This window comes from Flavobacterium bizetiae (genome assembly GCF_024271895.1).
GTDB classification, from domain to species: domain Bacteria; phylum Bacteroidota; class Bacteroidia; order Flavobacteriales; family Flavobacteriaceae; genus Flavobacterium; species Flavobacterium bizetiae.
Genome location: NZ_CP091861.1, coordinates 4,893,574 through 4,914,977, shown reverse-complemented (window position 1 = coordinate 4,914,977; position 21,404 = coordinate 4,893,574). Strand labels below are relative to the sequence as shown.

The window sequence follows — 21,404 nt, the reverse complement described above, 5'->3', positions numbered from 1 at the left end:
ATCTATTTTATTCAATATCAATTATTATTGGTTCCGATTCAGAAATTACGCTAACGCAATCATTTATGCCTGAAATTAAATATTCATTATGGCTAATGGAATGATTTTGTACTAAAAAACCAGATCGTAATTTTTCAAGTTCAAACCAACCTCCACTTTCAATTTTCCATATCCAACCAGGAACTCGTACGTTAGAATCCCAAAACTCTAAAAGATTACCTTCATCTAAAACTCTAAAACCAATTACATTTTTAAAAATAATATATACAGGGCTTGGATGATCATTAAAAGACAATGTTATTTTTAAAGTCCATAAATCATAATTTATATTGAATATTTCAGGATTTGATTTGTTAGAAAAATTAATATCAAATTCTTTAACTTTTGGTTTTAATAGATTCTGAATGTTTTCCATAACTTTTGGTTAGATTTATTTTACAATACTCTAAAATATAATTTTTGTAAATGAAGTTTTAAAAGTAATTTTATTTCTTGGAACAAAATAAAGGATTTTCAAAAAAAGGTATTTCTAAATGAAAATTCCCATCCAAATCCAAAAAAAAATATTTCCCTTCCCAACACCCCTACAAATAAATTCTGATTTCGTATATTTGCTCATGCTGTGCGAAGTCTCCTGACTTCGTACCCGTTCCAATATTCTTTTGTTTTTCTTTTTGTTCTATTGTAGTCGCTACGAAATCATGAGACTTCGCAGAGCGGGATAAAAATTAGAAAGGTATTATTCATTAATAATGATTTTAGAACAATTAATATTTAGATTTTGGAATATTTAACACCCCTGAACCGTCAACCAAAGTCTTGCCATCATTCTCTATTAGTTTTATAATTATTTCAAAATCTGGAAGTGATTTTCCACGCACTGTTACATAATTGTTTATTGAATCTATTTTTTTAATTTCAAAACCTTCTTCATCTGAATCCTGACCACTTAGAATTGGGTCAAAATCGAGTCCTAGTTCAGGATCTGCAGCCTCTGCTTCGTCCTGTAATTGTTTATAGCTTTTTATTAAATTTTGACTGGCGTATTTGTTTTTAGAAAGCCAATCTATACTTGTTGATGTCGGATTAAAAAATTCTTTGTTATATTCATTTATAAATTCTAAAGCAATATTATAATCAATTTTGGATGTTGATCCTGATTTTTCATTTGTAGAATTTGACTCTTTGCATGAAGTAATTAAGATTAAAAGTAGTATAAAGTATTTGGCTGAATTAAGCATTTTTTTATTTTAAGAAATGTTGGCTTTGCTAAAATATAATTTTATCTATAATGGATTACGAAATCAATAAAAAAAATATTTCCCTTCTCAACACCCCAACAAATAAAATCTGATTTCGTATATTTGCCCAACCAAACATTATACTTAATTATGAGCCAAAAAGTATTACTTAATTCAAAAGAAGTTACTATCATACTCCATCGTTTGGCTTGTCAGTTGATCGAAAAACACCTTGATTTCTCCGATACTATTTTAGTGGGAATTCAGCCAAGAGGCGTTTTTTTAGCTGAACGTTTAAAACAAATATTAGAAAACGAATACAAAGTACCCGAAATTTCTTTGGGATATCTTGACATCACTTTTTTTAGAGATGATTTTCGTCGTACTGATAAACCGCTGGAAGCCAATAAAACACAAATAAATTTTATAGTCGAAAACAAGAAAGTCATTTTTATTGATGACGTTTTGTTTACCGGACGAAGCATTCGTTCTGCCTTGACGGCAATTCAGTCTTTTGGGCGACCTTCAGAAATTGAATTGTTAGTCTTAATCGACAGACGTTTTAGCCGTAATTTACCTATTCAGCCCGATTATCGTGGTCGTCAGGTTGATGCTATAAACGACGAAAAAGTAAAAGTAAGCTGGAAAGAGAATGAAGGTGAAGATGCCGTTTACCTGATAACGAATTAGTTTAATTGAAGAAAAAACGATTAAACAATCAAACAAATAAACGAATAAACAATACAAAGTTATGACAGAGAATGAAACGTTTATTTATGAATCGATTTTTAATCAGATCAGAATGGGATTTCTTTCTGTTGATGAGATTCAGGAGAATATCATAGAAGAAATCGAAGACAACGAATTCGAAGACGAAATCTCTGAAGAGTGGGCTTTTGATAAAATAAGAGAAGAATACCAAAAGTTACTTTCAGAAAGTAAACAATGGAAAAGCCCAACAGATACTGAAAGGCTAATAAAAGCGTTTGATGAATTAGCAGGTGAAAATATCATTGCACTTCACAAAGCAGGTTACACTACAACAGATGGTGAATATGAAGTAGTGGAAGTGGAAAGAGAACTTCAGGAAAACGAAGTAGAATCTGATGGTTATTGTTTTTATCACGAACAGGATTTAGCGAGAGCCATTGCTCTGGAAGATTCGAGTTTGTTTATCGCTTTTCAGAAAGTCGATAATTCTGATGAGGCAACGACAATAGAAGTAGGGAAAGTAGTAGCTGAGGTTTTAATAAACAACGATTTTAAAATAAAATGGAATGGCTCTGCAAAAACGAAGATCGAAATTCCGGGCTTTAGATGGCAGAAGATTTTTGATGAAGATGCGAGAGATCTCCAGGATTACAGTGAAGTTGTAGACAGAATGCTTCAATAAGCAACTTCTTTTTTAGAAGCATTGAAAGACTGAATGTTTCAGAAATTCATGAATTTGACAAATAAATATTAAAGAAATAAAAATGAAAGAATTAAGCGTAAATCATTTATTAGGAATAAAATATATCAACGAGAATGATATTAACCTGATTTTTGAAACTGCCGATCATTTTAAAGAAGTCATTAACAGACCCATTAAAAAAGTTCCTTCATTACGAGATATTACCATTGCCAATATTTTCTTCGAAAATAGTACCAGAACAAAACTTTCGTTCGAATTGGCTCAAAAAAGATTATCTGCTGATGTTATCAGTTTTTCAGCAGCTCAGTCTTCGGTTAAAAAAGGAGAAACCCTGATTGATACTGTAAATAATATCCTTTCCATGAAAGTAGACATGGTTGTAATGCGCCACTCCAATCCCGGAGCGGCTTATTTTTTATCCAAAAATGTCAAAGCCAGTATCGTAAACGCCGGAGACGGTGCGCACGAACATCCTACTCAGGCTTTGTTAGACAGTTATTCGATCAGAGAAAAATTGGGAGATGTAGCCGGAAAAAAAGTAGTAATCGTAGGTGATATTCTGCATTCGAGAGTGGCCTTATCCAACATATATGCTTTGCAAATGCAAGGCGCCGAAGTAAAAGTTTGCGGACCAAAAACACTGATTCCAAGATATATCGAATCATTAGGAGTTACTGTAGAACCTAATTTGCGTAAAGCATTAGAATGGTGCGATGTAGCGAATATGCTTCGTGTACAAAACGAACGTATGGATGTGAACTTTTTCCCATCAACACGTGAGTACGCACAACAATACGGAGTAGACAAACCTTTATTAGATTCTCTAAATAAAGAAATCGTTATCATGCACCCGGGACCAATCAACAGAGGAGTAGAGATTACTTCTGAAGTGGCAGATTCTGATCATTCAGTGATTTTAAATCAGGTGGAAAATGGTGTAGCGATTAGAATGGCGGTGATTTATTTATTGGCTTCTAAGATTCAGTAGATTTTAGTTTACAGTCTCAGTCTCAGTCTCAGTCTCAGTTTTCAGTGACGGTTGCAGTTTTGAAATGGTTGTCACCCTGAGCGAAGTCGAAGGGCGCATCAATTGGAATAGGCTTCGACTTCGCTCAGTCTGAACAACCTGAAACCTGAAATTAATTTTATTATAAAGATTTATTGAAGCAGCTTTGCGAACTTTGTGTTTTCTCTACCTAAATATTGGTTAAAAATCTTAGCGGCCTTTACGGTAAATTGTTTATAGATGTCTTAAATTCATTAAATTTTTTATTTAAAGTCTCCGTTTTTAATGACGATTAGTATTTGAAAATATTTTTTTGTTGCTGTAATTTAAAATTTAAAATCACACAAAGTTAAAACTGTTTTTACTGTGACTGCGACTGAAAACCAAAAAAATCGTACCTTAGCTCTCGCAACAGAGCCTATAAATTAGAAGATGAAAGTAGATCAAAAAGGACATACCGTTACAATTAAAAATACACAGGGAGATTTTAATGCTTTTCTGGAGAAAGTAACGCAACAATTTAAAACCTTTGAAAAACAGAATATTATTATCGATTTAACAGCAGATTCAGATTTGTCTGAAAAAGAGCTGAAACTTTTTTTACCACTTGCAAAACAGCAAAAAAAGGCCAAAAAATCGTTTGTAATTGTAGTATCTGATCTTGACTTTAATGCTATTTCTGATAAATTGACTGTTGTTCCTTCCCTTTTAGAAGCACACGATATTATCGAAATGGAAGAAATAGAAAGAGACCTTGGGTTTTAAATTTTAGATTTCTGATTTTAGATATTAGATTTTTGTACTAAATCTAAAATGTTTTAATCCAATCTAAAATCTGCAATCTAAAATCTAAAATTAAAAATGAAATTAACCATTCTCGGCTGTTATGCCGCAACTCCCAGAACAATTACCAACCCAACTTCGCAGGTTTTAGAAATTAAAAACAGACTGTTTTTAATCGATTGTGGCGAAGGAACTCAGGTACAATTGCGTAAAAACAAGATTAAATTCTCAAAGATTAATCACATTTTTATTTCGCATTTACACGGAGATCACTTTTTTGGACTAATAGGAACTATTTCGACTTTTGCGCTTTTAGGCCGTACAGCCGATTTGCATATTTACGGACCAAAAGGGGTAAAGGAAATTATTACTTTACAATTAAAATTATCCAATTCCTGGACGACTTATGATCTTTTCTTTCATGAATTAGAATCGAAAGAAAGTGAAGTAATTTTTGAAGATAACCGGGTTATTGTAAAAACGATTCCGCTAAAACATCGCGTATATACCAACGGATTTTTGTTTCAGGAAAAACCGGGAGACAGAAAATTAAATGTAGATGCTGTTCAGCAATACGATATTCATACTGCTTATTATCAAAAAATAAAAGGTGGAGGAGATGTGACTCTGGATGATGGAACTGTAATCGAAAATGAAAAATTATCTTTTGATCCGATTCCGGCGTTGAGTTATGCTTTTTGCTCTGATACTGTTTACAACGAAAATATTATTCCGATAATCGAAAACGTTGATGTATTGTATCACGAATCAACCTTTTTGGAATCAGAAGCTCCCTTGGCTTTAAAAACATTACATTCGACAGCAAAAGAAGCTGCACGAATTGCACTGAAAGCAAATGCAAAACATTTAGTTTTAGGCCATTATTCTACAAGATACGATGGCATTCAGCGTTTTAAAGAAGAAGCTCAAGAAATTTTCCCGAACGTACTTTTAGGCGATGACGGGGTAAGTTTTGAGTTTTAAAAAGTTATGAATTATGAGTTATGAATTATAAGTTATGAGTAAACTTGCTTATCGTCATAATTCAATCTAAAATCTAAAATCAACAATCTAAAATCCTCCGTCATGAATGATTTAAGCAATTATAGAAAATCTTACGAGAAAAGTGAATTATTAGAAACCAATATTCCTGAAGATCCTATTAATCTTTTTAACAGATGGTTTCATGAAGTAGAAGAATTTGGCGGAAGCGGAGAAGTAAATGCCATGACAGTTTCGACAATTGGGCTGGATGGTTTTCCGAAATCGAGAGTAGTCTTATTGAAGAAATTTTCTGAAGAAGGTTTCATTTTTTATACCAACTATGAATCTGAAAAAGGAAAAGCAATTGCGGCAAATCCTCATGTTTGTCTGTCTTTCTTTTGGCAGGAAATGGAACGTCAGGTAATAATAAAAGGAATTGCGCAGAAAACTTCAGAGAATATATCGGATGGTTATTTTGATTCCCGTCCTGACGGAAGCAAATTAGGCGCAATAGTTTCGCACCAAAGCGAAGTGATTCCGTCAAGAACATTTTTAGAAGAAAATCTAAAAAAACTGGAAGCACAATTTGAAGGAAAATCAATTCCGAGACCGGAGAATTGGGGCGGATATTTAGTAACTCCTTTAGAGGTTGAATTTTGGCAAGGAAGACCTAATAGATTACACGACAGAATACGTTACCAAAGCCAATCTGATTATTCATGGAAGATTGAGAGATTATCTTCTTAGTTTGTAGGAAATTTACATTTAATAAATAAATATTTATGTAGTTCATCGATTAATTTTGCAGTTTACCGATAAATTGAATACGTTTGAATAAGAAAAACGAGACAATTTATTTTTAAAATATAATTTAAGGAATTTGCCCCAACATTTACTTTAATTTTAACTGCTATTGATTATGAAAAAGATGATGTGTGCCATGATGTTCGTTGTAATTTTTATTACAATGAACTCATGCTCTGCAGATAGTGCCGAGGGAAGCAATAGTACTACAACAGAAGCTCTGGTTACGAACTACAGTTATAATGACTCAGAGATAGAAACCATGAAATTAATCAATGATTATCGATTAAGTGTTGGTTTAAATGCGTTAGAAAAAATAAATCATATTTCGTTTAAGTGTGAAGAGCATAATAATTATATGATTGCCAACAATGTTGTCGATCATAATGATTTTACTTCGCGTTCAAACAATATTATCAGTGTTTTAGGAGCGAAAAAAGTAGGTGAGAATGTTGCTTACAATTACAAAACTTCTGAAGCAGCGGTAAGAGCGTGGCTTGACAGCCCCGGACACAAAGAAAATATAGTGGGTGATTTTACTCATTTTGGTTTATCAATAACAATTGATGCCAAAACCGGGAAAAAATATTACACGAATATTTTCGCTAAAATTTAAATATTATTGGACTGGTTGGTTTTTAGTAGTCGTTGTAAATCTTTGATTTGCGACGACTTTTTTTTTAATAAACAACTGGTAAAATCCCAAATAAAAAATTCCAAATCCCAACAAACGTATAGCCTGTTGAAATTTGGAATTTTTAAATATTAGAACTTATTTATAATGCTGTAATAATAAATTCACTTCTTCTGTTCATTTGATGTTCTTCTTCGGTACATGGTACTCCATCAGAACAACGATTTACGAGTTGTGTTTCTCCGTAACCTTTTCCGGTTAAGCGGTTTTTAGCCACACCGTTTTTAACAAGCCAGTCAATGGTCGATTTGGCTCTTCTGTTTGACAAAGCCTGATTGTAAGCATTTGTAGCCCTGCTATCGGTATGAGAACGAATATCGAGTTTCATTGTTGGGTTGTTGTTCAGTACATCAAGGATTTTCTCTAAATCCAGTGCTGCTTCCATTCTAATGTTGGATTTATCCAGATCAAAATAAATCATTTTTATACCAAAACATTTACCGAGATCATCACCAATGGTAACCTTACAAGTTGATTTTTCCAAAGCAATCGGAAGACTAGTTTTTCCGGTTAGTTTGCCAATAGTTACACTGACTTCCCTGGTGGTATATTCTTCTTTTTCAGCCCTTACGTTATAGGTTTTTCCGCATTCCACCACAAAACTATAATATCCGTTTGCATCAGAAATTGTAGTGCTTTTGATGGTGGTTCCTTCATACAGCGTAACTTTTGTTCCGGCTAAAACAGCACCTGTTTGCGCATCTGTAATGATTCCGTTTAACTCCTGAATGCATTGCAGTTTTCGGGTTTCCAAAAATTTATAAATATCATCAGATCCTTGTCCGCCATCTTTGTTAGAACTAAAATAACCACGTCTGGAAACCGGATCGATAATATAGGCAAAATCATCTTTTGGAGAATTGATATCGCCACCTACATTCTGAATACTACTGATAGTTCCATTATCTTCAATTTTCCCCACAAAGACATCAAGTCCGCCAAGTCCGGGATGTCCGTCTGAGGCAAAGTAAATTTCGTTTTCGCTGGTGACATACGGAAAGGTTTCTTTTCCTTCGGTATTAATTGTCGAGCCTAAATTCTGTGGCGTACCATAACTATCCCCATTAATACTTACTTTATAAATATCCGATTGTCCTATTGTTCCGGGCATATCCGAAGCAAAATATAAGGTTTTCTCATCAGGACTCAGCGCAGGATGTCCTACACTATAGTTATCGCTATTAAAAGGAAGTTCGATAATATTTGCCCATTTACCGTTATTGTCTAATGTGGCTTTGTAGATTTTAATGAGTGTAATTTTCTCTTCATCTTTTCCTTTTTTGCCATTGATGTAATTGTTTCGGGTAAAATAGACCGTTTTTCCGTCTTTGGTGAAAGCCGGAGAAGATTCATGAAACTTAGTGTTAATACAAGTTTTGAACTTATTTACTTTAGTACTTGAACCCGTTGCAGGGTCAACATCGGCAAAATACAAATTGGTAAAATATTCATTGGTCCATTTGTGTTTTCTTTGAGAAAAATTCCCGGTATCCCTGGCTGATGCAAAATAGAGTTTGTTGTCGTAAACAAAAGATCCATAATCTGAATACTTAGAGTTTATTCCGGCATTTTCGATTGTATAACGTCCTGAATTGGCTTTGATTTCATCAAGATAATTGACATCTTCCTTATACAATTTTCCTCTGTTGTCATTTTTGTATTTGGCATTAAACTCTCCCAGAACTTTATTGGCTTTATCCATTTGTCCGGTTGATTTTAAAGATTGCGCATACCTGTAATAATACTCAGGTTCCGGACTTGTATTCATGGCAAATAACTCGCCGTACCATTTGGCAGCACCATCAAAATCAGAATTAAAGTAATAGGAATTTCCCAGTTTCTTGAACATATCTTCGGATTTGTATCCTTTATCGGCTACGCGCTCATAGGTTTTAATAGCGTCGATATAGGCATAATTGTCGTATTTTTTATCTCCGGCAGCTACCTTGGAATCCTGGGCATAACTGTTAAATGAAAAAACAATTATAAAGGTCAGGCAAAGAAGTATATAATTTTTCATAATCATTTATTTTTAGAAGAAACGAGGGGTTGTCATTTTACCGTTGTTTTTAAAGAATTCATAACGCAGGAATATCTCATGAGATCCTGAATTATAATTGTTCAGGTGTGTGGTTTCGCGATCGTAACCATAGCCTATATAAAGTCCGTCTGAGATCTGGAAACCTACCATAGCACTCAATGCAGCGCTCCATCTGTAGGCAACTCCCACCACAAATTTTTCCATAAACATAAAGTTGGCTGACACGTCTACCTGAAGCGGAGCTCCTTCGACCATTTTACCCAAAACAGCCGGTTTGAATTTGATATACTCTAGTTTATCCAGATTAAATACATATCCGGCCATTAAATAATAATTGATTTTATCCTTAAAAATGGCAATATCGTTATCATCGTATCTATTGGTTTCAATAAAATTAGGAACCGAAAGTCCGATATAAGCTTTGTCTGAATGCCAGTAAACCCCGGCACCCACATTAGGCGAAAACTTATTATCAAGATCCTGAAATTGTGGATCGCCCTGAATTTCCGGATTTAATTTATTGATATCCAGATTGAACAAATTTGCGGTTCCTTTTATCCCGAAAGACAATTTGAAATCCGGCGATGTCTGAACTGTATAAGAAAGGTCAACCGAAAGATTATTCTCGTTAGTTGGTCCTATTTTATCATTTACCAGCGATACACCAACTCCCAGATTACTATTATTGATAGGGGTATTGACAGAAAAACTGCTGGTTTCCGGGGCTCCGTCGAGTCCAACCCATTGTGTGCGGTACAATCCAAAAATACTTAGGGCTCCTCTTGATCCTGCATAAGCAGGATTGATGGCGATCGTATTGTACATGTATTGCGTATATTGTGCATCTTGCTGTGCATAACCTGCAATGCCCGCAAACATTATGACGAAGAAATATAATTTTGCTCTCATAGTAGATATTATTATATTATTATTACTATCGATTTTATTTAGATAAATATAAATACCCATCTTTCTTATTGTTTTGAAGTACATTATTTCCATCTAACGATTTGTAATTAATAATGTAGAAATAAGTTCCGGTTGGTAACCCGTCAGATTGTTTAACGGTAGTTCTTCCTCTTGATATTCCATCAAATGCATTGGTAGTATTGTTGTAGTTATCAGTTTCAAAAACTAATATTCCCCAACGATTATAGATCTCTACATTATTTTCAGGATAACAAGTTATATCATCGATATTATCAATTTTGAAAACGTCATTTATTCCATCCCCATTAGGAGAAAAGGCATTGTGTACCACAACATTTCCGCAGGCTAATACTTTACAATCGTCATTAATTTCCATAGTCAGTAAAATACTTCTAGGACAATTTTGATCTGTTATTTTATACTCAAATGTATAAGTACCAAGAGCTAAACCTAATGCGTTAAAAGTATTTCCTTGTATCGTATTGCTATTGTTAGCATCAATCCAAACTCCTGTCGAAGGCGTGTTTTCCGGCAATAGGGAAAGCAAATCAATAAGAGTCGAATCGTCGTTACAAGCTTTGCTGGCAATATTGGTAATACCATTTGGCACCACAGTTATTGTAACAGTTGCAGTATCGCAGTTGTCAGCACTTAACTTATCACAAATTTGATAACTGTATGTATAAGTTCCTGCCGGAGTTAAGCTCGACACTGTTACATTTCCTAAAGCATCAAAAGTGATATTTGGATCTGTTTTCGCATTATTATTTGAACTTAGTAATGTAAAGTTTACCAATTCTAATGAAGCTTTGGTAATACCTTTAAAGTCATTTGCTAAAACATTACCAACCAATCCAAATGTGTTACAGCCAATATTATTGTAAACATCATCATTAGCAACAACAGGAGTTGGGGGAGCAGCAGGTTCAGTAACAATAACAGTTACAATTGCTGTGTCACAATTTCCTGCATCTGCATTTTCGCATATTTGATACGTTAATGTGTAAGTTCCGTCTGGTGTTCCGGCGGCTACATCAACAGATCCGTCAGGATTTAGAGTCAATGCCTCTTTAGGATCCGGTGTTACAATAGTAAGTGTAACATCAGCTGGATTTACTGCAGCAGCATTCAAAGTATCATTATTGTATATGTTCAATACGTTTGTTGCTCCTGCGGATATTGGTCCAGCATTATCATCATTTGCTACGATAGCAAATGTTGGTCTGCCAGTACAATAAGGTTCAGATTTTGGATATTCTACTGTTATTGTTTCACTAGGATTAGTAGAGATTGTCAACTTAACAAGAGGACGAAGAGTTTCAAATCCGTCTGGTGCTTCAATCCATTTATTATTCTGAAAAACCCAACCTGGCCAGTCGATACCTTTACCACTTTGATCAACCACAGCTCCCGGCCACAACACGCGTCCTGAAAGTGGTAAATTATTCATTGTAGTGATCACAGTATCGCTAGTATTAGCCCATGCGATTGTTACACCATTTACAGGAGTAAAGTTTACAGGAGTTACCACATAATCAATATACGGAACATCATTAACACAAATTGGAGTTGCAGTTACAGTCATTACCGGAGCTTCTATAGTTACGGTAACAGTTGCAGTATCGCAATTTGTAGTTTGGTCGGCTTCGCAAATTTGGTATACCAAAGTCAAAGTTCCAACTGGTGCATTGGCCAAAACATCTACAGATCCGTCAGCGTTTAATTGTAAAAACTCGTTTGGAGTTACTGTTGTAATAATCACGTCAGATGCTGTTACTACTACACCTTCAAGAGTGTCATTTGGCAACACATTTAAAACATTTTTTGTAATATTATTTACCCCGGCAATTGGTCCGGCCGAATCATCATTGGCAACAATATCAGAGAAAACTTTGCAATTCACTCCAAAATCAGCATCTAAATGAACCAGATCTTCAGGCGTTACAGTTACAATATACCCACTCGCACCGCCAGTTGTACTACAAACCGTATGCAATTGCGATTTGCCTGTTTTATTAGGTGCTTTTTTATCTGTAATTGATGGCAGCACTTTTACTAATCCTGTTGCTCCCAAACTAGCGGCAACAGCATCCAGATTCGCATCTTTTACTAATTTTATAGTATAATCTCCGTAAGGATTCGCACTATTAGGTCTGTCTCTCCAGAATCCTTCAATACCTACAATTACTTCCTGGTGATATCCGTTAGGACCATCAATGATAACATTAGCACTCAAAGCATTTCCAAAACCTCCGGCATTTAATTCGCCAACATTTGAAGGTCCTGTATAGCTTCCGTCACCATTAAGGTCAATCCATTCCCATTGGCTATAATCGATAGCGCCGTTTCCGTCAGGAATATTTTTAGTTACAACACCATCATTATTAGCATCATACCATTCATCCTGAACTCCGTTACCATTTGTATCATACCAAACATAATCTCCTAAAACAGGTAATGTCGATTTTCCGTATTCAAAATTATGTTCCTGAATTTTACAATCTTCAAGAGTAGTAAAGAACAAACTCGAATCTATAGGATACAATTGGTATGCGCTGTTTAAATTAGCATCCTGAACCTGAACTAAGTAACTTCCGGCAACCATGCCTGAGAAATTATAAAGACCATCGGCACCAGTTATGCGCATTAAAATAGGTCCAGTCGTAGTACCTTGCGGAACCAATGTAACAGGTACATTTGCAATTGGTGTATTAGTATCTTTATTGATAATTTGTCCTGATATTTTAACCGTATAAGTTGGCTGAGTAATTACAACCGTTGCAGTTGCAGAACAAGTTTCGTTTCCGTTATTTACAGATGATGTTGCTGTAAGTGTGTATGTCCCTGCCGGCAAATTAGAATTACCAACCACTTCGTTATTTTCATTTCTAATCACAACAGTCGATCCTGGACTATTGGTAACCAAGATTAAACCATCTTTTCCGCCAAAGCAAGTTACATGCGAAGCAACGCCTGAAACCGAAACTTTATTTTCGACTGTAAACGTTTGTTTTAATTCCGTTTTATTACCGGCACAATCAGTCAAAGTATATGTTCTGGTCAAGATATAAGCATTTCCGTCGCAACCACTTCCTTCATTATTAGAATCGCTTACTGTGATATCTACGGTAGTACTGCAGTTATCCGCTGCATCTTTTATATCAGCAGGATTTCCCACCGGGATATCAGCAATGGTTTGCAAATTAGCCACATCAGCAGGAGCAGTTCCAGTTGGCGCTGTAGTATCTCTAACTTTTATTATTTGAGTATAAGTAGCCGTATTTAAACCACAATCACTGGTAGTCCATGTACGGGTTAATGTATAATTAGTAGAACAACCGTTTTGTATATCACTTTTAGTTTCATTAAAAACTATTGGCAAATTACCATTGCAATTATCAGAAGCTTCAAGATTTGCAGGTTCAGGAACAGCGTCACAAGAAACTGTAATATCTGTTGGAAGTTCTCCAATAAATGTTGGTTTTGTTGTGTCCTGAATTTTTATCACTTGCGTGAAAGTATCAGAAATATTTCCGCAATCGTCTTTCACAGTCCATGTGTTCGTATAAGTTCCCGCATTCGAACAATCAGCAGAAGCGACAAACAATCCTGCTACTTTTACGATATTTGAAACATCAGTATCGCATAAATCTGAGGCTGTTGGGAATAACGCTTGCGCGGAAGTTAAAGCTTCAGCATCACTACATTCGATAGTTTTGTTTAAAGAAGCCACTTCAGTTGACCAGGTTGGTGCTGTAATATCTTGTACAATAATTGTTTGACTTACAGGAAGTGAAATGTTTCCGCAAGCATCTTTAGCTGTCCAGGTTCTGGTTTTTGTATAAGAACCGGCACAATTTCCAGGAGTTACAGTATCTTCATAAGTCAATGAAGCAATTGTACCATTGTCATCTGTTGCAGTAGCCTGAGCAAATTCTGGTTCTGCCGGACAGTTAATAGTTGAAGTTTCTGGTAGCGGATTAATTATTGGTTTAACCGAATCTCCATCAAGAATTTCAAATGATACAGTATGTGTACAACCTTTAGAATCAGTAATTACTACACTATAATTTCCTGCAGCAAGATTTGTGGCTGTAGCCGAAGTTTGCTCCGGAGTTGTGTTCCATGAATATGTATAAGAACTATTTCCGCCAGAAGCTATTACAGTTGCAGATCCGCTAGAAGCTCCGCCACAACTCGCATTTACTTGAGATTGTGAAGCTGTTAAGGCAAGTTCAGGTTCTGTAATTGTTATTTGTTCAGTATCAGTACAGCCTTTTTCGTCAGTTACCGTTACAATATAAGTTCCTGCAATTAAGTTATTGGCTGTAGCCGAAGTTTGAATTGGAGAAGTATTCCATAAATAAGAATAAGTTCCAGTTCCACCAGTTGCAGAAGCTGTTGCAGATCCCGTTGCATCACCTTTACAATTTACATTAGTATCTGTTTTGATAGCTGCTGTAAGTGCAAATTCAGGTTCTGTAATGGTTATTTGTTCCGTATCAGTACAACCTTTTGCATCAGTCACAGTTACGATGTAAGTTCCTGCTATTAAGTTATTGGCTGTAGCCGAAGTTTGAATAGGAGAAGTATTCCAGGAATAAGAATAAGTTCCGGTTCCTCCGGTTGCAGAAGCTGTTGCAGATCCCGTTGCGTCACCTTTACAATTTACATTAGTATCAGTTTTGATAGCAGCTGTAAGTGCAAGTTCAGGTTCTGTAATGGTTATTTGTTCTGTGTCAGTACAACCTTTTGCATCAGTTACCGTTACGATATAAGTTCCTGCGATTAAGTTATTGGCTGTAGCCGAAGTTTGAATTGGAGAAGTATTCCATAAATAAGAATAAGTTCCGGTTCCACCAGTTGCAGAAGCTGTTGCAGAACCAGTGGCATCACCTTTACAATTTACATTAGTATCGGTTTTGATTGCTGCTGTTAAGGCAAGCTCAGGTTCTGTAATGGTAATTTGTTCGGTATCAGTACAACCTTTTGCATCAGTCACAGTTACAATATAAGTTCCTGCAATTAAGTTATTGGCTGTAGCCGAAGTTTGAATAGGAGAAGTATTCCAGGAATAAGAATAAGTTCCTGTTCCTCCGGTTGCAGAAGCTGTTGCAGAACCAGTGGCATCACCTTTACAATTTACATTAGTATCGGTTTTGATTGCTGCTGTTAAGGCAAGCTCAGGTTCTGTAATGGTAATTTGTTCGGTATCAGTACAACCTTTTGCATCAGTCACAGTTACAATATAAGTTCCTGCAATTAAGTTATTGGCTGTAGCCGAAGTTTGAATAGGAGAAGTATTCCAAGAGTAAGAATAAGTTGCGTTTCCACCAGTTGCTGATGCTGTTGCAGATCCCGTTGCGTCACCTTTACAATTTACATTAGTGTCAATTTTTATAGCTGCTGTAAGTGCAAGTTCAGGTTCTGTAATGGTTATTTGCTCAGTATCAGTACAACCTTTTGCATCAGTTACAGTTACGATATAAGTTCCTGCAATTAAGTTATTGGCTGTAGCCGAAGTTTGAATTGGAGAAGTATTCCAGGAATAAGAATAACTTGCGTTTCCTCCGGTTGCAGAAGCTGTTGCAGATCCGGTTGCACCACCTTTACAATTTACATTAGTGTCAATTTTTATAGCTGCTGTTAAGGCCGCTTGTGGTTGTCCAATAATAACATCACAAGTTGTTTTGTATCCTAATTTGTCATTAACAGTCACGGTATGTAAGCCAGCAGTTAAAGCTGTTGCCTGAGCTGTTGTTTCGTTATTATCCCATTTATAAGTATAGTCTCCGTTTCCTCCAATAGCGGCAACAGTTGCGATACCGTTATTATCTCCATAACATTTTGCAGGAGCATTTTGAGTAATACTGCAAGACAAAACATTAGGTTGTGAAATGGTAACAGTACAAGTTGTTGTACAACCTTTAGAGTCTGTAACAGTTACAGAATGTAATCCGGCATTTAAAGCAACAGCTTTTTGTGTTGTCTCGTTATTATCCCATTTATAAGTATAGCCTCCGTTTCCTCCAATAGCGGTAACAGTTGCTTCACCATCACTCAATCCATTTGAAGTTACTGCTTTATTTTGTGTAATTGAACAAGACAAAGCAGCAGAAGGTTGCCCAATAGTTACCGAATTAGATTGACTTGAACATGAGTCTGTTACAGTCAAGGTATAGGTTCCTGCAGTAAGCCCAGAAACAGAAGCTGTAGTTCCAACTACAGTATTTGAACTGTTTTTCCAGGAATAAGTTACAGTTCCCACGGCGTTTGTTACGACTCCCGCAGTTACACTTCCAGTACTGTCACCGAAGCAAGAAGCATCTATTTTAGAAGAAGCTGCTAATGCAAGAGGTAAAGCCGGTTGTCCAATCGTTACCGAATTAGATTGACTGGAACAAGAATCTGTTACCGTCAAAGTATAGGTTCCGGCAGCAAGTCCTGTTACAGAAGCTGTAGTTCCGACTACTGTATTAGAGCTGTTTTTCCATGAATAAGTTACAGTTCCTACGAAGTTGGTTACCGTTCCTGCAATTACACTTCCGGTACTTGCACCATTACAAGAAGCATCCGTTTTAGAAGAAGCAGCTAAAGCTAAAGGTAAAGCTGGTTGCCCAATCGTTACTGAATTAGATTGACTGGAACAAGAGTCTGTTACTGTCAAAGTGTATGTTCCAGCAGCAAGTCCGGTTACAGACGCCGTAGTTCCTACTACTGTATTAGCGCTATTTTTCCATGAATAAGTTACAGTTCCAACAAAGTTTGTTACCGCTCCCGCAGTTACACTTCCGGTACTCGCACCATTACAAGAAGCATCTGTTTTAGAAGAAGCTGCAAGTGCAAGAGGTAAAGCTGGTTGCCAAATAGTAACCGAATTAGATTGACTAGAACAAGAATCGGTTACCGTCAAAGTATAGGTTCCGGCAGCAAGTCCTGTTACAGAAGCTGTAGTTCCGACTACTGTATTAGAGCTATTTTTCCATGAATAAGTTACAGTTCCTACGAAGTTGGTTACCGTTCCTGCAATTACACTTCCGGTACTCGCGCCATTACAAGAAGCATCTGTTTTAGAAGAAGCTGCAAGAGCTAAAGGTAAAGCTGGTTGCCCAATCGTTACTGAATTAGATTGACTAGAACAAGAATCTGTTACCGTCAAAGTGTATGTTCCAGCAGCAAGTCCTGTTACAGAAGCTGTAGTTCCTACTACTGTATTAGCGCTATTTTTCCATGAATAAGTTACAGTTCCTACGAAGTTGGTTACCGCTCCCGCAGTTACACTTCCGGTACTTGCACCATTACAAGAAGCATCTGTTTTAGAAGAAGGTGCTAATGCAAGAGGTAAAGCTGGTTGTCCGATAGTTACGGTATTCGATTTACTGGAACAAGAATCTGTTACAGTCAAAGTATAGGTTCCGGCAGCAAGCCCAGTTACAGAAGCTGTAGTTCCAACTACTGTATTAGCGCTATTTTTCCATGAATAAGTTACAGTTCCAACGAAGTTTGTTACCGCTCCCGCAATTACACTTCCGGTACTCGCACCATTACAAGAAGCATCCGTTTTAGAAGAAGCTGCAAGTGCAAGAGGTAAAGCTGGTTGTCCGATAGTTACTGAATTTGATTGACTAGAACAAGAATCGGTTACCGTCAAAGTATAGGTTCCGGCAGCAAGTCCTGTTACAGAAGCTGTAGTTCCAACTACTGTATCAGCGCTATTTTTCCATGAATAAGTTACAGTTCCAACAGAATTGGTTACTACTCCCGCAGTTACACTTCCGGTGCTAGCACCATTACAAGAAGCATCTGTTTTAGAAGAAGCGGCAAGAGCTAAAGGTAAAGCCGGTTGTCCAATCGTTACCGAATTAGATTGACTAGAACAAGAATCTGTTACCGTCAAAGTATAGGTCCCGGCAGCAAGTCCTGTTACAGAAGCTGTAGTTCCTACTACTGTATTCGAACTATTTTTCCATGAATAAGATATAGTTCCTACGAAGTTGGTTACCGCTCCCGCAGTTACACTTCCGGTACTCGCACCATTACAAGAAGCATCTGTTTTAGAAGAAGGTGCTAATGCAAGAGGTAAAGCTGGTTGTCCAATCGTTACGGTATTCGATTTACTGGAACAAGAATCTGTTACCGTCAAAGTATAGGTTCCTGCAGCAAGTCCGGTTACAGAAGCTGTAGTTCCAACTACTGTATTCGAACTATTTTTCCATGAATAAGTTACAGTTCCTACGAAGTTGGTTACCGCTCCCGCAGTTACACTTCCGGTACTTGCACCATTACAAGAAGCATCTGTTTTAGAAGAAGGTGCTAATGCAAGAGGTAAAGCTGGTTGTCCGATAGTTACGGTATTCGATTTACTGGAACAAGAATCTGTTACAGTCAAAGTATAGGTTCCGGCAGCAAGCCCAGTTACAGAAGCTGTAGTTCCAACTACTGTATTAGCGCTATTTTTCCATGAATAAGTTACAGTTCCAACGAAGTTTGTTACCGCTCCCGCAGTTACACTTCCGGTACTTGCACCATTACAAGAAGCATCCGTTTTAGAAGAAGGTGCTAATGCAAGAGGTAAAGCTGGTTGTCCGATAGTTACGGTATTCGATTTACTGGAACAAGAATCTGTTACAGTCAAAGTATAGGTTCCGGCAGCAAGCCCAGTTACAGAAGCTGTCGTTCCAACTACTGTATTAGAGCTATTTTTCCATGAATAAGTTACAGTTCCTACAAAGTTTGTTACCGCTCCCGCAGTTACACTTCCGGTACTCGCACCATTACAAGAAGCATCCGTTTTAGAAGAAGCTGCAAGTGCAAGAGGTAAAGCCGGTTGTCCGATAGTTACTGAATTTGATTGACTAGAACAAGAATCTGTTACAGTCAAAGTATAGTTTCCGGCGGCAAGCCCAGTTACAGAAGCTGTCGTTCCAACTACTGTATTAGAGCTGTTTTTCCATGAATAAGTTACAGTTCCAACGAAGTTTGTTACCGCTCCCGCAGTTACACTTCCGGTACTCAGACCATTACAAGAGGCATCTGTTTTAGAAGAAGCTGCAAGAGCTAAAGCTGCACTAGGTTGTAAAATCGTAACCGAATTTGTTTTGCTTGAACAGTTATCAGTAACTGTTAAAGTATAAGTTCCTGCAGAAAGGTTAGAAACTGTTGCAGTTGTTCCAACAGAAACATTCAAAGCATTTTTCCAATTATAAGTTACAGTTCCAACAGCGTTGGTTATTGCTCCAGCAGTTACACTTCCCGTGCTTGCTCCAAAACAAGAAGCATCAGTTTTAGATGAAGCAGCAAGAGTTAAAGCCGTAGTTGGTTGTAAAATAGTAACTGATTTATTTACAGTACAAAGATTCGCATCTTTGATTGTTACTATATAAGTTCCTGCTGCAAGACCTGTAGCGGTTGCTAAAGTTTGAATAGGATTTGTATTCCAGGAATATGTATATGCTCCTGCACCACCAGAAGGAACCGCAGTTGCAGAACCGGTTGTTGCTCCATTACAAATTACATCAACTTGCGTAGTAGTAGCACTTAATATAGTCGAAGGCTCGGTAATAATAATTTGTTTGGTATTATTACAACCCTTTGCATCTGTTACCGTTACAGTATAAGTTCCGGCAGCCAAATTTGTAGCAGTTGCACTAGTTTGAACTGGGCTGGTATTCCATGAATACGTATAAGCTCCTGTTCCGCCGGAAGCTGTCACAGTCGCAGATCCTGTAGATAAGCCTTTACATTTTATATCTATATGCGAGGCAGTTGTTTCTGTTATTACAATGTTGGTTTGACTTACCACTACAGGTTTTATATCAGAACAGCCAGATTGTGCATTTAAGCCTTTAATATAATAAGTTCCAACTGTGGCAGCAGTAGGACTAGTATACGGAATTGTTGCAGCTGCATCTTTCCAGTAACTGTACGTAAGTCCTGCTGTACTTCCTGCAGTAATAGCAGGTAAAGTAATATTGGTATTTCCGTTAGCACATATTGGAGCCGGATTCGTAATTACCAGCGTATTTGTAGCAAAACTTTTTGCTTTTAAAAATACACCCGCATCCCATTTCTGGTCATACGCATCGGCAATTGCCATTTTTATTTTATAGTTTTTTCCAGGAGTAACAGCATAAGTTGCAGTTAAAACAACAGTCGCGCCGTCAAATTCCATTGTTGCAGAACCCAAAGGATTATTAGAGTAATACGCAACATTATGATCTGGAAAAGAAACATTATCCACATTTGTTCCTGCTGAGTGAATATTATTGATCGTTACTGCATCGCCATTTGGCAGCTGGGCAAGATTTATGGCGTTGTTGGTGTAAGGACCAGTTATTCCAAACCCGCTTAAAAAGAATCCAAAAGCGTCATTATAGTTCGTGTGAACATATTCCAGATATTCTTCAGACGCAAAAACAAATTTAAATTCAACCAGATTTCCATCCGGAATAAAATCAAATTCCAATATCGAAGCATCATGCATGGTTTTTCCGGAAATTGTCGTTAAGTCCGGATCACTTGCCTCTTCTACCATTTCGTCTGTTTTATTTGTGTAGGTATTAGGTCCCATGGCAGAGCTAATTCTCCCAGTAGATAAAAGCAAACCTTCGTCAATAGGAAAAGTAGATGTTGCTTTGTTGTAATAGCCTAATTGTCTGTTTCCTGCCGTCGAAGACCAAGTGTGGTTATTCCACGTCCAGGTATTGTTATTATTTCTTTTGTAATAACCAAAACGAACGTTGTTAACGGTTAAACATCCGGATGTTAATACATTACGAACCAATTGATCTGCAGTATAGCTGTTATAACCTGCTGATGCATTGGCAACATCAATCGATCCCGCTACTGCGGCAAGTGCATTAATACTTGCTGCTTTAGCAGTTGTCTTAGAGGTTGATTGGTTAGTAATTAAAGTATTTCCAATTCTGGTAGATACTTCTTGTGCTGAAACTGTAGAAGTATAAAATGCAATTCCTAAAATAATTAAAAGAGATTTTAAACTAATTTTAGAAAAAGATTTTTGTTCGATATTTTTTTGAATGGAGAAAATATACTTACAACTTTTTATTAATTTTCCCACATCTTTTAGAGTAGAGTTAGTTCTCATATTTTCAGGATTTTGTTTTATAATAGTTATCAAGTTTTAACAGAATCAAAGTTATATAGAGGCGTTAATTTTGATTTTTTTTGTCCGTAACTAACCTAAAAACTCGTTGAAGTGTATTTTTTTTGTTAAATAATAGTCTAAAAAGCAATTTTTTTTGTCATTTCTAACAAATAAAAAAGTAGTACTTTTTTGGTTTTTTGACTAAAAACGCAATTTTTGAAATATTATAAATGATTAATAATCAGATATTTAGTTAATTTTTTATAAATAAGCATCAATCGACCAACTGTTTGGTTTAATAGATGAAGAACACTTTTTTGCAAAAAGCAGGTAATTGGGTGAACCTGTTTTTTTAGTTTTTAAGAATAAGTAATTCTTGTTAAAATTTGCATTTAATGTT

General features: G+C 36.4%; 12 protein-coding genes. 7 read left to right on the top strand and 5 right to left on the bottom strand.

Annotated features, from left to right (window positions below):
• Positions 1 to 7 precede the first annotated feature (7 nt).
• Together L0669_RS20250 and L0669_RS20245 are read right to left on the bottom strand one after the other, a co-directional pair.
• Complete coding sequence (locus tag L0669_RS20250; RefSeq protein ID WP_263759698.1) at positions 8 to 415, bottom strand: hypothetical protein; 408 nt, start codon at positions 413 to 415, stop codon at positions 8 to 10.
• A gap of 352 nt (positions 416 to 767) precedes the next feature.
• Positions 768 to 1,241: a hypothetical protein gene (locus tag L0669_RS20245; protein ID WP_263759696.1), complete on the bottom strand. Its 474-nt coding sequence runs from the start codon at positions 1,239 to 1,241 to the stop codon at positions 768 to 770.
• A 150-nt stretch (positions 1,242 to 1,391) separates the two neighbouring features.
• Between L0669_RS20245 and pyrR the strand changes: the two genes are divergently transcribed.
• From pyrR to L0669_RS20210, 7 genes are all read left to right on the top strand, one after another.
• Entirely contained in the window at positions 1,392 to 1,931 is a 540-nt protein-coding gene (pyrR, locus tag L0669_RS20240) for a bifunctional pyr operon transcriptional regulator/uracil phosphoribosyltransferase PyrR (protein WP_173969344.1), read from the top strand.
• Between the two features lie 61 nt (positions 1,932 to 1,992).
• Complete coding sequence (locus tag L0669_RS20235) at positions 1,993 to 2,634, top strand: DUF6891 domain-containing protein (protein ID WP_263759694.1); 642 nt, start codon at positions 1,993 to 1,995, stop codon at positions 2,632 to 2,634.
• Positions 2,635 to 2,716: 82 nt separating this feature from the next.
• Entirely contained in the window at positions 2,717 to 3,643 is a 927-nt protein-coding gene (locus L0669_RS20230) for an aspartate carbamoyltransferase catalytic subunit (protein ID WP_065449375.1), read from the top strand.
• Positions 3,644 to 4,093: 450 nt separating this feature from the next.
• Complete coding sequence (locus L0669_RS20225) at positions 4,094 to 4,426, top strand: ribonuclease Z (RefSeq protein WP_173969346.1); 333 nt, start codon at positions 4,094 to 4,096, stop codon at positions 4,424 to 4,426.
• A gap of 96 nt (positions 4,427 to 4,522) precedes the next feature.
• Positions 4,523 to 5,428, top strand: a complete 906-nt coding sequence (locus L0669_RS20220; RefSeq protein WP_263759693.1) for a ribonuclease Z — start codon at positions 4,523 to 4,525, stop codon at positions 5,426 to 5,428.
• 102 nt (positions 5,429 to 5,530) lie between these two features.
• On the top strand, positions 5,531 to 6,175 hold the full coding sequence (gene pdxH / locus L0669_RS20215; protein WP_263759691.1) for a pyridoxamine 5'-phosphate oxidase: 645 nt from the start codon (positions 5,531 to 5,533) through the stop codon (positions 6,173 to 6,175).
• Positions 6,176 to 6,347: 172 nt separating this feature from the next.
• Positions 6,348 to 6,848 carry a CAP domain-containing protein gene (locus L0669_RS20210; RefSeq protein WP_173969349.1) on the top strand — a complete coding sequence of 167 codons (501 nt, stop codon included), beginning with the start codon at positions 6,348 to 6,350 and terminating at the stop codon, positions 6,846 to 6,848.
• A 160-nt stretch (positions 6,849 to 7,008) separates the two neighbouring features.
• Here the strand turns inward: L0669_RS20210 and L0669_RS20205 are convergent, their stop codons facing one another.
• Genes L0669_RS20205 through L0669_RS20195 form a run of 3 tightly spaced genes read right to left on the bottom strand, consistent with a single transcriptional unit; the run spans position 7,009 to position 21,004 of the window.
• Positions 7,009 to 8,946: an OmpA family protein gene (locus L0669_RS20205; RefSeq protein WP_263759690.1), complete on the bottom strand. Its 1,938-nt coding sequence runs from the start codon at positions 8,944 to 8,946 to the stop codon at positions 7,009 to 7,011.
• A 12-nt stretch (positions 8,947 to 8,958) separates the two neighbouring features.
• Positions 8,959 to 9,876: a PorP/SprF family type IX secretion system membrane protein gene (locus L0669_RS20200; protein ID WP_263759689.1), complete on the bottom strand. Its 918-nt coding sequence runs from the start codon at positions 9,874 to 9,876 to the stop codon at positions 8,959 to 8,961.
• A gap of 34 nt (positions 9,877 to 9,910) precedes the next feature.
• Complete coding sequence (locus tag L0669_RS20195) at positions 9,911 to 21,004, bottom strand: choice-of-anchor L domain-containing protein (protein WP_263759688.1); 11,094 nt, start codon at positions 21,002 to 21,004, stop codon at positions 9,911 to 9,913.
• Positions 21,005 to 21,404 lie beyond the last annotated feature (400 nt).

Bases quoted from the DNA above. Each gene is read 5' to 3' on its own strand.
- L0669_RS20225 (WP_173969346.1), top strand. From the start codon at position 4,094: ATGAAAGTAGATCAAAAAGGACATACCGTTACAATTAAAAATACACAG.
- pdxH (WP_263759691.1), top strand. From the start codon at position 5,531: ATGAATGATTTAAGCAATTATAGAAAATCTTACGAGAAAAGTGAATTA.
- L0669_RS20220 (WP_263759693.1), top strand. From the start codon at position 4,523: ATGAAATTAACCATTCTCGGCTGTTATGCCGCAACTCCCAGAACAATT.
- L0669_RS20210 (WP_173969349.1), top strand. From the start codon at position 6,348: ATGAAAAAGATGATGTGTGCCATGATGTTCGTTGTAATTTTTATTACA.
- L0669_RS20250 (WP_263759698.1), bottom strand. From the start codon at position 415: ATGGAAAACATTCAGAATCTATTAAAACCAAAAGTTAAAGAATTTGAT.
- L0669_RS20205 (WP_263759690.1), bottom strand. From the start codon at position 8,946: ATGAAAAATTATATACTTCTTTGCCTGACCTTTATAATTGTTTTTTCA.
- pyrR (WP_173969344.1), top strand. From the start codon at position 1,392: ATGAGCCAAAAAGTATTACTTAATTCAAAAGAAGTTACTATCATACTC.
- L0669_RS20235 (WP_263759694.1), top strand. From the start codon at position 1,993: ATGACAGAGAATGAAACGTTTATTTATGAATCGATTTTTAATCAGATC.
- L0669_RS20200 (WP_263759689.1), bottom strand. From the start codon at position 9,876: ATGAGAGCAAAATTATATTTCTTCGTCATAATGTTTGCGGGCATTGCA.
- L0669_RS20230 (WP_065449375.1), top strand. From the start codon at position 2,717: ATGAAAGAATTAAGCGTAAATCATTTATTAGGAATAAAATATATCAAC.
- L0669_RS20195 (WP_263759688.1), bottom strand. From the start codon at position 21,004: ATGAGAACTAACTCTACTCTAAAAGATGTGGGAAAATTAATAAAAAGT.
- L0669_RS20245 (WP_263759696.1), bottom strand. From the start codon at position 1,241: ATGCTTAATTCAGCCAAATACTTTATACTACTTTTAATCTTAATTACT.